General features: G+C 61.9%; 13 protein-coding genes. 3 read left to right on the forward strand and 10 right to left on the reverse strand.

Translation table 11 applies throughout. The features are described 5' to 3' along the window. Positions 1–289: 289 nt before the first annotated feature. The 5 genes from E3T27_RS09605 to E3T27_RS09625 form a co-directional block, all read right to left on the reverse strand. Positions 290–706, reverse strand: coding sequence for a cytochrome c oxidase subunit 4 (locus E3T27_RS09605; RefSeq protein WP_104198054.1), 417 nt, complete (start codon positions 704–706; stop codon positions 290–292). Continuing rightward, the gene (gene ctaD / locus E3T27_RS09610; protein ID WP_104198055.1) at positions 707–2,437 is read right to left on the reverse strand and encodes an aa3-type cytochrome oxidase subunit I; all 1,731 of its coding nucleotides are present in this window, start codon (positions 2,435–2,437) and stop codon (positions 707–709) included. Positions 2,438–2,440: 3 nt separating this feature from the next. Beyond that, a complete protein-coding gene (ctaC, locus tag E3T27_RS09615; protein WP_104198056.1) occupies positions 2,441–3,331 on the reverse strand; it encodes an aa3-type cytochrome oxidase subunit II in 891 nt (296 codons plus the stop codon). Positions 3,332–3,580: 249 nt separating this feature from the next. Continuing rightward, positions 3,581–3,967, reverse strand: a complete 387-nt coding sequence (locus E3T27_RS09620) for a HesB/IscA family protein (protein WP_104198057.1) — start codon at positions 3,965–3,967, stop codon at positions 3,581–3,583. A 147-nt stretch (positions 3,968–4,114) separates the two neighbouring features. Continuing rightward, positions 4,115–5,590: a dipeptidase gene (locus E3T27_RS09625; protein WP_134572378.1), complete on the reverse strand. Its 1,476-nt coding sequence runs from the start codon at positions 5,588–5,590 to the stop codon at positions 4,115–4,117. A 38-nt stretch (positions 5,591–5,628) separates the two neighbouring features. On the opposite strand from E3T27_RS09625, the gene E3T27_RS09630 reads away from it, so the two are divergent. Then, the gene (locus E3T27_RS09630; RefSeq protein WP_134572380.1) at positions 5,629–6,222 is read left to right on the forward strand and encodes a DUF3043 domain-containing protein; all 594 of its coding nucleotides are present in this window, start codon (positions 5,629–5,631) and stop codon (positions 6,220–6,222) included. A 33-nt stretch (positions 6,223–6,255) separates the two neighbouring features. Here E3T27_RS09630 and E3T27_RS09635 read toward each other — a convergent pair whose 3' ends face one another. Beyond that, a complete protein-coding gene (locus tag E3T27_RS09635; protein ID WP_241992196.1) occupies positions 6,256–7,401 on the reverse strand; it encodes an alkaline phosphatase family protein in 1,146 nt (381 codons plus the stop codon). Positions 7,402–7,521: 120 nt separating this feature from the next. Here E3T27_RS09635 and E3T27_RS09640 point away from each other — a divergent pair, with 120 nt between their 5' ends. Next, complete coding sequence (locus E3T27_RS09640; protein ID WP_134572382.1) at positions 7,522–10,011, forward strand: DNA gyrase/topoisomerase IV subunit A; 2,490 nt, start codon at positions 7,522–7,524, stop codon at positions 10,009–10,011. 26 nt (positions 10,012–10,037) lie between these two features. Here E3T27_RS09640 and E3T27_RS09645 read toward each other — a convergent pair whose 3' ends face one another. Next, positions 10,038–12,116, reverse strand: a complete 2,079-nt coding sequence (locus E3T27_RS09645; RefSeq protein ID WP_104198061.1) for a DNA gyrase/topoisomerase IV subunit B — start codon at positions 12,114–12,116, stop codon at positions 10,038–10,040. Between the two features lie 183 nt (positions 12,117–12,299). Here E3T27_RS09645 and E3T27_RS09650 point away from each other — a divergent pair, with 183 nt between their 5' ends. Continuing rightward, the gene (locus tag E3T27_RS09650) at positions 12,300–12,536 is read left to right on the forward strand and encodes a DUF7455 domain-containing protein (RefSeq protein ID WP_104129172.1); all 237 of its coding nucleotides are present in this window, start codon (positions 12,300–12,302) and stop codon (positions 12,534–12,536) included. Between the two features lie 103 nt (positions 12,537–12,639). On the opposite strand, the gene E3T27_RS09655 is transcribed toward E3T27_RS09650, so the two are convergent. From E3T27_RS09655 to E3T27_RS09665, 3 genes are read right to left on the reverse strand one after another with little or no spacing between them, the layout of a single operon-like run. Beyond that, a complete protein-coding gene (locus E3T27_RS09655; protein ID WP_134572384.1) occupies positions 12,640–13,401 on the reverse strand; it encodes a type 1 glutamine amidotransferase in 762 nt (253 codons plus the stop codon). Then, positions 13,398–14,675 (reverse strand): Mur ligase family protein, encoded by a 1,278-nt coding sequence (locus E3T27_RS09660; protein WP_134572385.1) that lies wholly within the window; start codon positions 14,673–14,675, stop codon positions 13,398–13,400. The genes E3T27_RS09655 and E3T27_RS09660 overlap by 4 nt, the downstream gene beginning before the upstream one ends. 43 nt (positions 14,676–14,718) lie before the next feature. After that, complete coding sequence (locus tag E3T27_RS09665; protein WP_104198064.1) at positions 14,719–16,008, reverse strand: RNA polymerase sigma factor; 1,290 nt, start codon at positions 16,006–16,008, stop codon at positions 14,719–14,721. Positions 16,009–16,053 lie beyond the last annotated feature (45 nt).

Raw genomic sequence — 16,053 nt, forward strand, 5'->3', positions numbered from 1 at the left:
TATCAGACGAGACCGTCTACAGCGCGCCGTACGTGCTGACACAACCCGGTCGCCGTGCAGAATCGACCGCCGCACTTTGCACCAAGCGACTGAGCCGATATCGGTAACGACGTGTTGCCTGCGGTGGAAAGCAGTCCCGGATACCCGGCTTAAGCCCGTCAAGAAACGCCCGATTGAGCGCCACGCCTATCCCCCGGCACCGGATGTGCGGATCATGTGCCGGTACCAGCACGTTAAACGCCGATACCGACCTTCCATGGGGAAGATCGGTATCGAATGGGTCACGTGCTCAGCGAGCGAACATGCCGCGGTAGTACTCGTAAACCCAGCCGGTAAGGGCCACGAGGCCGATACCCAAACCGATGAAACAAATCCAGTAGCCGACGGCCAAGCCGAGGAAGATCAGGGCCGTTGATGCTGCCAGGAAAATAGGCCACCAGCTCCAGGGGCTAAAGAAGCCCATCTCTGGATCACCATCATCCACGTTGCCATCAAGACGGTCTTCCGGTAGCTCGCCGCCCTGGGCTGCATGAACTTTACCGAGGTAGAAGGCTACGAACGCCATGAGCGCTGCCGTCAGACCGAGCATGAACGTGCCCGCCCATTCGACCGCGCCGTGGTCCAACAGGTTCCACGCAATGTACACAATCGTCACGATGACGAAGAATACTGTGAGGACCCAGAGTAGGTTTGCATTGGTTTTCATTTATTTAACCCGATTCGAGTCGATGTCGTATACCGACGCGTCGGGGGCATCTTTACCCGGGCCGATACCGACGGGTAGGCCGGCTTCGGGGTGGTTCAAGTCGAACGCCGGCCGCTCAGAGCGGATTCGGGGAATAGACGTGAAGTTGTGGCGTGGAGGCGGGCAGGATGTTGCCCACTCCAGTGATGAGCCATAGCCCCACGGGTCGTTCACGGTTACTAACGGGGCCTTGCGCGCCGTGATGTACACGTTCAGGAAGAACGGAATCATCGACACGGCGAGGACCATCGCGCCGACGGTGGATACCTGGTTCATCCAGGTGAAACCATCCTCCGGTGAGTACGTTGCATATCGGCGAGGCATCCCCATGACACCGAGCCAGTGCTGGATCAGGAAGGTGGTATGGAAACCGATGAAGAGCAGCCAGAAGTGCCACTTTCCCAGGCTTTCGTTGAGCATCTTGCCGGTCCACTTGGGCCACCAGAAGTAGAATCCACTGAACATTGCGAAGACTACGGTGCCGAAAACTACGTAGTGGAAGTGCGCGACGACGAAGTATGTATCCGACACGTGGAAGTCGAGCGGCGGTGATGCCAGGATGACACCCGTGAGTCCACCAAAGGTGAACGTAACCAGGAAGCCGATGGCCCAGATCATGGGAGTTTCGAAGGTGATCGACCCTCGCCACATGGTGCCGATCCAGTTGAAGATCTTCACCCCGGTCGGCACGGCGATGAGCATGGTCATGAGTGAGAAGAACGGTAGCAGCACCGAACCGGTGACGTACATGTGATGCGCCCAGACCGATACCGACAGGGCCGCGATCGAAATGGTCGCGTAAATGAGCGTTTTGTAGCCGAACATCGGCTTACGACTGAAGACCGGGAACACCTCGGAGACGATGCCGAAGAATGGCAGCGCAATGATGTACACCTCGGGGTGACCGAAGAACCAGAACAAGTGTTGCCAGAGTATGGCGCCGCCGTTTGCGGGGTCGTAGACATGCGAGCCGAAGATGCGGTCGGACGCGGCAGCAAGCATGGCAGCTGCAAGAACCGGGAAAACCATGAGGGCGAGCAGGGACGTGATGAGGGTGTTCCACGTGAATACCGGCATCCGCCACATCGTCATGCCCGGAGCGCGCATGGTGATGATGGTTGTGATGAAGTTCACGGAACCGAGAATCGTGCCGAATCCGGAAAGTCCGAGGCCGACCATCCACAGATTCCCACCCACTCCGGGCGAGAACGTCGTGCTGGCCAGCGGTTGGTAGGCGAACCAGCCAAAGGACGCCGCGCCCTGAGGGGTAAGGAACCCGGCCACGGCGATGAGGCTTCCGAAGTTGAAGAACCAGTACGCGAGCGCGTTGAGCCTGGGGAAAGCAACGTCGGGAGCCCCGATTTGCAGGGGAATCAAGAAGTTAGCAAAGCCGAAGAAAAGCGGCGTTGCAAACATCAGGAGCATGATCGTGCCGTGCATCGTGAAGAGCTGGTTGTACTGCTCCTTCGTTTGTACCACGTCAAGCCCGGGCGCGAACAGCTGGGCACGAATTATCAGTGCCATGACGCCGCCGAGGCAGAAATAAATGAAGGAGGTGATCAGGTACATGTACCCGATGACCTTGTGGTCGGTGGAAGTTATCCACCTGACAAGCACGTTGCCCTTGCGCTCTGCCGACGTCGAGACCGGTGCGGCTGGGCGTGACTCGGGGGGTGCGATGGTCGAAGTCATGGCTTAGTTACCCTCCGGAGCCGTCGGGGCGCTGGTACCCGGCTGATTCTGATTGCGGTCGAATTGGTTGTCGAGTTGGCCGACGTTACCCGCAGTACGCAGGGACGCGACGTACGTGTCGTAGTCAGATTGAGAGACGACCTTGACGTTGAAAAGCATGAGGGAGTGGTATTCACCGCAAAGCTCGGCACACTTGCCGGCGAACGTTCCAATGCGCTCCGGAGTGACCGACATGTAGTTGGTCCGGTCCGGAATGATGTCTTTTTTGTATAGGAAGTCGATGACCCAAAAAGAGTGGATGACGTCGCGAGATTCGAGTGCTATTTCGATGGTCTTATTCACCGGGAGCACCAGTACGGGAAGTTCGGACTGATTGATCGCACCGGTTTCGCCGTTGGGATCAAGCTGGCCCTGGATTCCGGGCGAGTAGACGTTTTCGTCGACGTAGTTAAAGTCCCACGCCCACTGCTTGGCTTGAACTTCAATCTTCACGTCGGGATTGTCATATCGTGCCTCGATGGCGACTTGGTCGCGCACAGTGAAGGCGAAGAAACCGATGACGAGGATCAGCGGTACGACGGTGTAGAAGATTTCGATCGGCATGTTGTACCGCAGCTGAACCGGGAGGCCGGTCTGGCCCTTCCGACGTCGATACACGACGATCGTCCAGATAATGAGACCCCACGTGATGAGACCCACGATCAGGAGCACGATCCAGGAAGTGGTCCATAGACCCGCGATGCGGTCGGTCTGATTGGTCACCGCCGTTTCGCCCTCTTCTTCAAAACCGGGCAGGAAACCGTGGAGCTGGGCTTGCGTGCATCCTGCCAGTACAACGGCTAACGTCGCTGCGAGCGGAATGGCAGCCCAACGAAGGCGGTGATTATTGCGCACCGGGGGACCTTTCGGGAGATTCGAGGACGCTTCTCTGGAAGCGCTTTGATCGATTACTAGCTTACTCCGCGAGAGCGCACGCGAAGTGCACTCCGGGGCAGGTCGTACACGATTTGTACTCATGACTTTCTCGTGACGGTGCTAATTCAGATGTTTCGGGGAATTTTGGGCTGAAAAAACGGGGACACCATCGAGATGATGATGTCCCCGTGATCAGTCCGGGACGAACGCCCGCTGAAGCACTTTCTGTTAGTGGAAAGAGTCTCCACAGGCGCAGCTGCCGCCAGCGTTGGGGTTGTCGATGGTGAAGCCCTGCTTCTCGATCGTGTCCTCGAAATTGATTGAGGCTCCATCGAGGTAGGGGACGCTCATCTTGTCGACGACGACACCCACTCCATCGAAATCAACGACGGCATCGCCCTCGAGCACGCGCTCGTCGAAGTAGAGCTGGTAGATCAGGCCAGAGCAACCGCCGGGCTGGACGGCGACGCGCAGACGAAGGTCTTCGCGTCCTTCCTGAGTCAGCAGGCTGCGGACCTTGAGCGCGGCCGTATCGGTGAGTCCGACGCCATGCGCAGCAGCTGGGACATGGGCGGTGTCAGCAGTGCTGACTGTTTCGGTCATGGTGTCGGTCATGCTTCTCCTCGGTTTACGCAGTCACGCACGGTGCGATCTCATAGATTGCGATGTCATAAATCCTACCTTCGTCAACCATAAAGTCGCCGTGGGCATTCCCACGCTGTCAGACTTCCTTTGATCTTCGTTCGCTGACACGGTGTTTACTCAGTGGCCGGTGCGGTCATTCAAGCTACCCAGCAGGAAGGCCTCGCTGAGTACGGCCCGTTTGAAGACGCCCAGGTGCAAAGACTCATTCGGGCTATGGGCCCGGGAATCCGGGTCTTCGACCCCGGTCACGAGAATTTGGGCGGCCGGAAAGACCCGGACCAGATCGGCGATAAACGGGATTGACCCACCGACACCGATGTCGACTGGAGGAACACCCCAGGCATCCGTCATGGCGGAACGGGCGTCGGTCACGGCCCATCCGCTGGTATCAACGAGAAAGGGCTCGCCGGTATCCACATCGTCGATCTCAACAACCGCACCGAACGGCGCGTTCTCCCGAAGGTGCGTCTCGATCGCCGTGGCGGCGTGCACGGCGGACTGTCCGGGGGCGATCCTCGTGCTGAGCCGAACCGTGATCGCCGGGGTGAGTGTATTGGACGCGTTGTCGACGGTCGGTGCGTCGATTCCCGTCACTGTGAGAGCTGGCTGCGACCAGATTCGGCTCAGGATAGAGCCGTGGCCGATCGGGCTGACGCCGGGCAGTAGGCCAGTTTCTGCCCGCAGCTGATCCTCGGAATAGTCTGGGGTGGGAACATCGATGCTGGTGAGGCCGGCGACGGCCACTGAACCGTCTTCGTGATAAAGGGTGGCGAGAAGCTTGATAGTGGCGAGCATGGCATCGGGGACTGCTCCGCCGAACATGCCGGAGTGTGAGGCGTGCGCGAGGGTGCGCACGGTCAGCCGGAGTGTGACATTACCGCGAAGGGCCGTCGTTATGGCGGGCGTGTTGATGTCCCAGTTGTTCGAATCGGCCACGACGATCACGTCTCCGCGCAGGGCCTCGCGGTTCTCATCGAGGAAAGTGGCAAAGGAGCGGCTGCCGAATTCTTCCTCCCCCTCGATAAACAGTGCTATTCCCAGATCGAAGTCGGGACCGACTGCCGCGACGAGAGCGCGGATGGACGCGACGTGGGCCATGACGCCGGCCTTGTCGTCGGCAGCTCCTCGCCCGTACAGGCGGTCTCCGCGCACCGTAGGCGTAAACGGATCGGACTCCCAATCTTCGTCCTTGCCGGGGGGCTGTACGTCGTGGTGGGCATAGAGCAAAACCGTCGGCCGGCCATTGCGGGCTGCGCGCGACGCCAATATCGCCGGCTGCCCCAGCTCCGTGCTGGTGCCGGTGCTGCTCGGCCCAATGCCGGCCTGCACGATATCGACCGACTCGAAGACGTCAAGCCCGCGCACCAGCGCCGCGACGGCGTCGGCACTTGCGGCGACGTGTGAAGGATCAAATGCTGCCCAGGACACCGATGGAATGCGCACCAGCGCGCACAGGTCGGCGATCGTGCTGGGGAGGCCGAGTTCGACCGCGGTGCGGAGGCGGGCCCGTGCACCCGAGTCGGCGCCTGAATTGCGGGCATCGTCGGGCGCCCGGCCGGTGGAAGGAGAATTTGTCTGTGGGTTACCCGTCATACCGGTAATCTTAAGGCACCCAATTGCAAGGATTTGATGTGGCTAAGCACCCCGTAAACCCCGACGCCCAGCCGTCGATTGAAAGCGCCGACGAGACCGCAACGCGGCTGGGTCTCTCGCGCACCGCCGGTAAGGGTCAGGCGACCCCGACCCGCAAAAGGCAGGAGGCGGCTAACAAACGCCCGCTGGTTCCCGATGATCGCAAGCTCGCCGCCAAGCAGGCACGCGTCAAGTCGAGCGCTGCGCGTGATGTTGCCAGAGCTGGCATGGCCGCCGGCATCGATAAGTACTTGCCGCTGCGTGAACGTGGCCTGCAGAAACGCTATGTCCGTGACTATGTCGATGCCCGGTTCAGCGTCGGTGAATTGATGATTCCGATCATGTTCTTGGTTATTCTGCTGAGCACGATTCCCAGTGTTGCCAGCGTGTCCCTGATTGCGCTCTGGGCATTTTTCATTTTCGCCGTCGTCGATTGCGTTGTTCTCGGCTTTGTGCTGACCAAGAAGATCGAGGCCAAGTTCGGTTCTGACAAGGCCGAACGCATCCGCTGGTATGCGGCCATGCGTGCGCTGCAGCTTCGCCCGATGCGTCTGCCCAAGCCGCAGGTCAAGCGCCGTCAGTACCCGGTCTAATCTCGCAAGGTGCCCACGGGCGGCTTCGGCAGATTATCGCGCGAAGGCGCCCGCGCGGATCAGTGGCACACGCACTTCCTCATCGGTGAGGGAACCGTGTTGCCCGATCATGCCGCGGGCTTTCTGGTTGGTCGGACGGGAGTCGTAGTAGGCGATCGACTTGCGGGCGGCGACGACTATATCCCCGATGCGCGGCAGTACCTCGTCGGCAACGCGTCCGTACAGGCCCGCCGAGACGGCTTCAGAGCGCGTATAGACCCAGGCGCGGTCCCCCTGAGACGCACGCCAGGCGTCGGCCAGCGTGTCAGCGGTCACCGACGACTGTTGGTGATCGAGGTAGAGCTGTACACAGCGCGGGTCCCCCGCGACGTGACGGACGCCGGCCACGAGGGCGGGTTCGGTGTCGAACAACACGTGTCTGACGCTCGGAACGTCAATCACACCATGATCGGCGGTGAGCAGCAGACCCTCGTCGGAACGGAGTGTCGAAGCGAAGCGGGTTACTTCGGCATCGAGGGTCTCGAGCTGGGCCAGCCACCGATCGGACTCCCAGCCGTGTGCGTGCGCTGCCACATCAAGCTCGGCCACATACAGATATATCAGGGCCGTCGGGTTGTCGTTGAGGATGCCGCGGGCGGCCGCGAAGCGATCGGCTACCGAGTCAGCGGGTACATAGTGGGCGCCGCGCAGCACCGCCTGGGTGAAGCCTGAGGCCACGAATCGTTTCGGGCCGATCGCGAAACTCGGCACATTTTCATCGGTGGCCAGATCGAAGACGGTCCGGGCACGCTGCCAGGTGGCCGGTTGCATGCCGTCGTCCCATCCGGTGAGCTGGTTGACCACGCGGTCGTTGGCCTCGTCGAGAACCTGGTAGCCGACCAGCCCGTGCTGGCCCGGTTCCACGCCGGTCGTGAGCGACGCGATTCCCGCAACCGTCGTGGCGGGGAAGACACCATCGATGATGCTCGATTTGTTGAGCCGGGAAGACAGGAATCGGGCGTGTCCGGCGCGTGCCCGAAGCGAGCTGACGCCGAGCCCATCCGCCAGAATCACGATCGCCTTGTGTACCGGGGGCAAAGCCAGTGCATTCGGCCGGGCGCACACGGCGCTGAGGGAACTGGTCAGAACATCGGCAAGGCGCAGGGCACTGAATTGGCGGGCCGGTAGCATGGTGGGCATCGGGTCTTATTCTTTCACAGGGATGAACTCGGGCCCAGCGCTCCCGAGAGCGCTTCCTACATAGTGCAGTGGTGACCGGTCCAATCGGTTTCCGCCGCACGCTTGAAGCAGAATTTTTCAATGAGCCGCTCAGACAGCACCCCGTTATCCGCCACCGCACCCAGCACCGAACGCATCGAAGACGTCGATGTGTCGGTGGAGATGCAGGGGTCGTTCCTCGAATACGCGTACTCGGTGATCTACTCCCGGGCCCTCCCCGACGCCAGGGACGGCCTCAAACCCGTGCAGCGGCGCATTCTGTACCAGATGAACGAAATGGGGTTGCGTCCGGACAAAGGGCACGTGAAGAGCGCCCGCGTAGTCGGCGAAGTGATGGGCAAGCTCCACCCGCACGGCGATACCGCGATCTATGACGCCCTCGTGCGCATGGCCCAGTCGTTTTCACTTCGTGTTCCACTCATCGACGGGCATGGCAACTTCGGTTCCCTCGATGACGGGCCGGCTGCTCCGCGTTACACCGAGGCCCGCCTCGCGGCCCCAGCGTTGGCGATGACCGAAAATCTCGACGAGGATGTCGTCGATTTCGTTCCGAATTACGATAACCAGCTCACCCAGCCCGACGTGCTGCCGGCTGCTTATCCCAATCTCCTCGTCAACGGCACCAGCGGTATCGCCGTCGGCATGGCGACGAACATGGCCCCGCACAACCTGATCGAGGTCGTCGGGGCGGCCCGGCACCTGTTGGCGCACCCGAACGCGACTCTCGATGATGTTATGGAATTCGTTCCGGGGCCCGACCTGCCGACCGGTGGAACCATCGTCGGCCTCGCCGGCATAAAAGATGCGTACAGTACCGGCCGCGGCAGTTTCAAAACCCGCGCCCGCGTCTCGGTCGAGGCGATCAGCGCCCGCAAGACCGGACTCGTCGTGACCGAACTGCCCTATCTGGTCGGCCCGGAAAAAGTGATCGAGAAGATCAAGGACGGCGTCAACTCGAAAAAGCTCAGTGGCATCTCGGACGTGACCGACCTCACTGACCGTACCAAGGGATTACGCCTGGTCATCGGAATCAAGACCGGTTTCAGCCCCGACGCCGTGCTCGAGCAGCTCTACCGCTACACGCCGCTGGAAGATTCCTTCAACATCAACGCTGTCGCCCTGGTCAACGGCGCTCCGCAGACGTTGGGGTTGCTTGAACTGCTGCACGTTTATGTGAACCACCGTATCGAGGTCGTCACCAGGCGCTCAGCGTACCGGCTGGCCCGTCGCAGGGAGCGGCTGCACCTCGTGCTCGGCCTGCTCGTCGCGATTGTCGACATTGACGAGGTCATTCAGGTGATTCGAGCCAGCGACGACGCCGAACAGGCTCGTGCCAAGCTGATCGACGTGTTCGACCTCAGCCAGATCCAGGCTGAGTACATTCTCGAACTGCGGTTGCGGCGCTTGACCAGGTTTTCTCGTATTGAACTCGAAGCCGAACGCGACCAGTTGCTCGCCGAGATCGCGAAACTCGAGAAGTTACTGTCGTCGAAAGCGGCCATTCGCACGCTCGTCTCCGAGGAGCTCGGTGCTGTCGCCGAAAAGTTCGGCACTCCGCGGCGCACGGTACTGACCGAGGCCAAGCCGAGCATCGCTGGCCTGTCGGCGGCTGCCGCCAAACGCCAGGCCGCGGTGCTCGAGGTGCAGGACATTCCCACTCGGGTGTTCCTGAGCGTGACCGGGCGCGTCGCCCGGGTAGATCTGGTCGCGGTCGACGACGCCGTACCTCCGCGGATCCAGCCGCCGCAGCGTCGCAGCAAGCACGATGCCGTGCTATCGACGCTCGACACAACGAGCCGCACGGAGGTGGGGGCCGTGACTAATCGGGGCCGGCTCATCCGCTTCTCCCCCGTCGACCTTCCGGTGATGCCGCCGACGTCCATTCAGCTGGCGGCCGGCGTGCGGATCAGCGAGTATCTCGTACTGCCCGACAAAAAAGAACATGTGTTGGCCATTGTCTCGCTCGACTCCGATCGAGCAATCACACTCGGCACGCGGCACGGAGTCGTCAAGCGGGTCACTCCTGGCGACTGGGCCAACAAACCCGACTTCGAGATCATCACGCTCAAGCCGAAGGACGAGGTGGTCGGTGCCGTGCAGGGCGCCGAGGAGGACGAGCTGGTCTTCATCTCCTCGGATGCGCAGCTGCTGCGGTTCCCCGCGTCGGGTGTGCGCCCACAAGGCCGAGCGGCCGGAGGCATGGCCGGCATCAAACTGACGCCGGGCGAAACCGTCGTGTTCTTTTCCAGCCTGTCGACTGAGGACGTCGCCACGGCTGTCGTGGCCACAGTGGCATCGAGCAGTCAGACACTGCCCGGCACAGACCCCGGCAGTGCGAAGCAGAGCGACTTCTCGGAATATCCGGCCAAGGGACGCGCCACCGGCGGAGTGCGCGCCCAACGCTTCCTCAAGGGTGAAGATACCCTCGCGGTGGCCTGGGTCGGTCGCTCCCCCGCCCGCGCCGTTGCCCCGGACGGCACTCCGCGGACCCTGCCGGATTCCGGCTCCCGGCGCGACGCTTCCGGAGTGATGCTCGACGCCCTGGTCGGAGCCATCGGCGCCGAGATCTAGCCTGACGGGGCCGCGAAAGCGACTCGTTAGACGTCGATGCGGTCTCGGGAGAGCTTGTCGGAGCTGTCGATGATGAACTCCTTGCGCGGGGCGACGTCGTTGCCCATCAATAGCTCGAACACCTTGCCGGCGGACTCGGCATCGTCGACGCGTACCCGCCGCAGGGTGCGGTGGGCTCGTTCCATGGTCGTGGTCGCGAGCTGGTCGGCATCCATCTCACCGAGGCCTTTGTAACGCTGGATGGGGTCCTGATAGCGCCGGTTCTTCTTTTCTAATGCGCTGAGCACCCCGAGCAGTTCGGCCTCCGAGTAGGTGTAGATGGTCTCGTTGGGTTTGGTGCCCGGGTTCATCACGACGACCCGATGCAACGGTGGTACGGCGGCAAACACGCGGCCCTCGGTGATCATCGGCCGCATGTAGCGGAAAAACAGCGTCAGGAGCAGGGTACGAATATGGGCGCCGTCGACGTCGGCGTCGCTCATGATGATGACCTTGCCGTAGCGCGCCGCCGACAGGTCGAAGCTGCGCCCGGAACCGGCGCCGATCACCTGGATGATCGAGGCGCACTCCGTGTTGGAGAGCATGTCGGCAACCGATGCCTTCTGCACGTTCAGGATCTTGCCCCGAATCGGCAACAACGCTTGGTGCTCGCTGTCGCGGGCCAGCTTGGCGGTGCCGAGGGCCGAGTCCCCCTCCACGATGAAGAGCTCGCTCGTCGACACGTCGTTGCTGCGGCAGTCGACCAGCTTGGCCGGCAGAGAAGAGCTCTCCAGGGCGTTTTTGCGTCGTTGGGTCTCCTTGTGCGCCCGGGCTGATATGCGCGACTTCATCTCGGCGACGATCTTGTCGAGGACCAGCGCGGACTGTGTCTTGTCGTCGCGTTTAGGCGAGGCGTACCGCTCGGCCATGGCCTTCGCAACGACGTTGGCGACGATCGCCCGAACCGCGGGGGTACCGAGCACTTCCTTGGTCTGCCCCTCGAACTGCGGTTCGGGCAGACGTACCGTAAGTATGGCGGTGAGACCCGCCATAACGTCGTCTTTGTCGAGCTTGTCGCTGCCGACTTTCAGCCGTCGGGCGTTCAGTTCCACCTGACCGCGCAGAAATTTGAGCAGACCGGCATCGAGGCCGGCCTGGTGGGTTCCGCCCTTGGGCGTGGCAATAATGTTGACAAAACTCTGCACGATCGTGTCGTAGCCGGTCCCCCAGCGCAGGGCGATATCCACTTGGCAGTCGCGCACGAGCTCGGTGGGCACCATGGCGCCCGTGTCGGTGAGCACTGGCACGGTTTCGCTGAAGGTGCCGTTTCCGGTCAGCCGCCAGGTGTCGGTGATCGGGGCATCCGGTGCGAGGTGTTCGACGAATTCTGAGATGCCCCCGTCGAACTGGAACAGGCTGGTCACCGGCTCATCGGTGCGGCGGTCGGCGACCTCGATCGCAAGGCCGGGTACGAGGAATGCCGTCTGACGGGCACGGCTCAGCACCTCGTCGGTCTGAAACGCTGCGCCCTTGGTGAAGATCTGTCGGTCGGCCCAATAGCGGATACGGGTTCCGGTCACGCCGCGCTTGACCTTGCCGATGACACGCAGTTCACTCTGGTTTTCAAACGGAGTGAACGGGGCGTCGGGGCTCTTCTCCCCCGAGTCGGCAAACAGGCCGGGTTCGCCCCGGTGAAACGACATGGCCCAGGTCTTGCCGTCGCGATCGACTTCGACGTCGAGACGTTCGGACAGAGCATTGACGACGGACGCTCCCACGCCGTGCAGACCACCGGACGCCGCGTAAGAGCCGCTGCCGAACTTTCCCCCCGCGTGCAGTTTGGTGAACACAACCTCAACGCCGGTCAATCCGGTCTTGGGCTCGATATCGACCGGGATTCCCCGGGCGGTGTCGCGCACCTCGACGCTGTGGTCTGGGTGTAGTTCAATGTTGATGCTGGCACCGTGTCCGCCCAGGGCCTCGTCGACGGAGTTGTCGATGATCTCCCACAGGCAGTGCATCAATCCGCGTGAGTCGGTGGAACCGATGTACATGCCGGGGCGTTTGCGCACTGCCTCGAGTCCCTCAAGGACTGACAGGTGGCGCGCGGAATAGTCAGAGCTCACAACATCCAAGAATACCGGCCCCGACCGGCAATCTTTCGCCCGGAGTCGGTTGGCCGCGATTCACCAGTCACCACAACACGTCTACGCGGTGAGCGAAATACCGGCCAAACATCTCGTCGAAAGCCCTTCCGCGTGTTTACATTAGATAACAGGGTTTATGCATTCAATCTGGAGGAGGAGAAAATGTCCCAGATCGCCACCGAAAATGGTTCCGTAGCCAACCAGGGTGCCCCCCACCAGCTCACCGCAGCCGATCGCTGCGACGCTTGCGGTGCCCAGGCTTATATTCGTGTCGTCGTGAAGAACAGCGAGTTGCTGTTCTGCGCACACCACGGCCGTAAGCACCAAGAGAAGCTCGCGGCCATCGCTGAAAGCTGGCACGACGAATCGAGCCGACTGCTCGAAGATCAGCGTTCCTAGCCGCCCAGCGATTTCAGAACGGCTGCCGCGCAGGCGGCTGGCTTCGGCCGGCAACCTGCGCGGTTTGCTCGTTATCGAGGGCCGAGCTTTGTCTATGAGTCCGCTATTCGGGTGACTGTCCGAGGCGAACGGCCACTTGATTGCGTGCTGCCCGCGCGATTTCATCAACCGATTCTGACGTTGCCCCCCGTGAGTAACGGAGTCCAAAGCGGTCGAAGGCCGCCTGTAAAAGGTGATCAGCCAAGGCCGGGTTACGCGCGAGCACCGGCCCGTGCAGGTGCGTACAGAACACCTCGCCCATGGTCAGTCCCTCAATCTGCGGCCCGTTCGCCCGGGGGTCCGAGTTGCCGGTGCCGTAGATAACCCGTCCGAGCGGACTGGCTTCGGCGCCGACATAGTCGCGGGCGTGATTTTCGAACCCGATCAGCCGCCCATACTTCGACGCGACGATGATGTCATCGGTCACGCGTGTAGCACGCGGCACGGCGTGGCCGGCCACGAGCCCGAGTCCCTCCAGCACGGTGCCATCCGCCCGGTCGATGCCCCAGCTCAGCAATTCCCAACCCGTTCCGACGGCCAAAATGGGCACGCCGGAGTTGGACCAGATGCGCAGTTCTTCCACGAGCGTGCGCAGAGCGTCCCTGACCGGCAGGAGGGCAGCATCCGTTCCTGAACCCACTGACACCGCGTCCACGTGTTCGGGCAGGTCAGCCCGAGAATGCACATCGACTACCAGCGCGTCGTGGCCGCTCCACCGAATGCGCTGCGCGAGCACTCTGGCGTTGCCAGCATCACCATTCGTGTCGAGCAGGCGCGGCAGCAGCGAGACGACCGTGAATGGCCGGTCAAGCGAAGTGGCGGTCATACCGGGTCCTCAGAGTTGGAGACGAGACCGAGGTGCGCACGCGTGCGCCGCATTCCGTCGGCGGAAAAGATAATGGTTTTCACCCCGGATACGGGATCGGGCAAGGACAGGAACGCGTCGAGGGCAGTCGGTACATCCGGCTCGATGCGGTCAACGACAACGTCGTCGTAGGCCAACTGCAGCGCGATCTCGTGCGCCTTGAGTCCTGAGGCAATGAGCACGTGGCCGAGCCCGGACGTGTGCACCGGCCAGAAATATGACGGATCCCGAACGTCCGAGCCAATGATCACCAGAATCTGCTCTGTGCCAGGTTCCAGACTGTCGAGGTTGAGCTGAAAGCTCGACGGGTTTTGGACGAGAACGAATTCGATGGTTTTGCCACCGACGGTTACCACTTCGCCACGACCGAAAACGGCCGGCATAGCCGACAACGCCGCACAGGCGACTGTCGGAACGAAACGTTCGCCGAGGGCCGCGCCAGCCGTGCTCAACGCGGTCAGCGCGTCGACGGCATAGTGGATGCCGCGGGCCGGCAAGCGGATGCTGTGAATCCCCGTGGCAAACTGCACGTCAGCGTCACGGCCGACCACACGGGTGAGCTGCAGCCCGGTTCCAGCCGGCAGGCGAGTGGGCACGGTGTCGGCATAACCGAGTCCACGCGGGTGCTCAGCGAGAACTTCGCTCGTGACGCCGTAGCGGGACACCGCAACGCCAGGTTTGAGCGCATTGCCGAGGTCAGCCAGGTACCGGTCATCTGCGTTGAGCACGACCGACTCCGTGGCCCGTGCTGCAATTTTCGCCAGCAGGGCAACGACCATTTCGGAATCGTGGAACCGATCAATCTGGTCGACCATGACGTTGGTCAGGGCGACGACTCGCGGAGTCAGTGACCCGGCGATGAACGCGCCGTGTCCTTCATCCATTTCAAGCACGGCGACATCGCCGGCGATCGTGCCAGCGAGACTGACCTGTTCCAAAAGCGCGCTGGTCAGACCCTGGCGGATATTGGCCGTCGACTGGTTGGTGAACACGGAGACACCGTGGGCGCGAAGAATAGCGACGAGCATCTTGGTGGTCGTCGATTTACCGCTTGACCCGGTCACGATCACGAGCCCGAGCGGAAACCCGTTGAGCGTCGCAGCGAGAAAGCCCGGGGCGATGCGGTTGACGACGACTCCGGGAATGGCAGAGCCACCGCCCGGTTTGCGCCACCGTGCCAGGGTACGAACCGCCCGTCCCACCAAAATGGCAGGGGCGTATCGAAGGGTACTCACGAACCGCACTGCATAGCCTGGGCGGGACCTGCCACTGTCACGTTTACTCGAGGTAGTCGCGTAGAGACTGCGACCGGGACGGGTGACGAAGCTTCGCCATCGTTTTCGACTCGATCTGGCGAATGCGCTCGCGCGTCACACCGAAGGTGTCGCCAATCTGGTCCAGAGTTTTCGGCATTCCGTCGCCGAGGCCGAAACGCATCCGAATTACCCCAGCTTCGCGCTCGGAGAGCGAGTCGAGCAGGCTCTCAAGCTGCTTTTGCAGCATCGTGAAACCCACGGCGTCCGCTGGGACAACGGCTTCAGTGTCTTCGATGAGGTCACCGAATTCGCTGTCACCGTCTTCACCGAGCGGGGTGTGGAGAGAAATGGGTTCGCGTCCATATTTTTGAACTTCGACGACCTTTTCGGGCGTCATATCGAGTTCGCGGCTGAGCTCTTCTGGAGTGGGCTCGCGACCGAGGTCCTGCAACATCTGGCGCTGAACACGGGCGAGCTTGTTGATGACCTCGACCATGTGCACGGGGATTCGAATCGTGCGGGCCTGGTCGGCCATAGCCCGGGTGATGGCCTGACGAATCCACCAGGTGGCATAGGTGCTGAACTTGAAGCCCTTGGTGTAGTCGAACTTCTCGACGGCACGAATGAGGCCGAGGTTGCCTTCCTGGATCAAGTCAAGGAATTGCATGCCGCGACCGGTGTAGCGCTTGGCGAGTGACACGACGAGGCGCAGGTTGGCGCCCAGAAGGTGGCTCTTGGCCCTGGCGCCGTCTTTAGCGACCCACTGCAGCTCGCGGCCCAGCGCATTCTTCTTCTCAACGTCGGTCATCTCCGACAGCTTGTCTTCGGCAAACAGGCCGGCTTCGATACGCATCGCCAGCTCGACCTCTTCGGCCGCGTTCAGCAGGGCGACCTTACCGATCTGCTTGAGGTAGTCCTTGACCGGGTCAGCCGTGGCGCCGGTGATGGCGCTGGAGTAAACCGGGACCTCGTCGTCGTCGTCGACAAGGGAGAGCACGAGAGCCCCACTGGGGAGCGGTTCGGTCGACGCCGAACGCTGGGCGCTGTCCTCGTCTGACTCGTCGTCGTCGGCTTCTGAACCGCCGTCAACGTCGGCTTCGTCGTCTTTCTTGACGACCTTTGCCTTCGTCGCGCGCTTCTTTGGGGCAGGCTTCTCGGTAGCCAGGCCAGCAGCTGCAGACGTCTTCGTCGCAGCGGCCTCGGCAGCAGCGGCCTTTGCAGCGGCGGCCTTAGTAACGGTTTTCTTGACCGGCGGTACTACCGGAGTCGTGACAGACTCATCGGCTAGCTCAGTCTTGACAGTGGTTGCCATTCGAACACCTCTCATGCGGAGTCGTACCTGCTTCTCGGAACCAAA

It is taken from the genome of Cryobacterium lyxosi, assembly GCF_004403345.1.
Taxonomy (GTDB): domain Bacteria; phylum Actinomycetota; class Actinomycetes; order Actinomycetales; family Microbacteriaceae; genus Cryobacterium; species Cryobacterium lyxosi.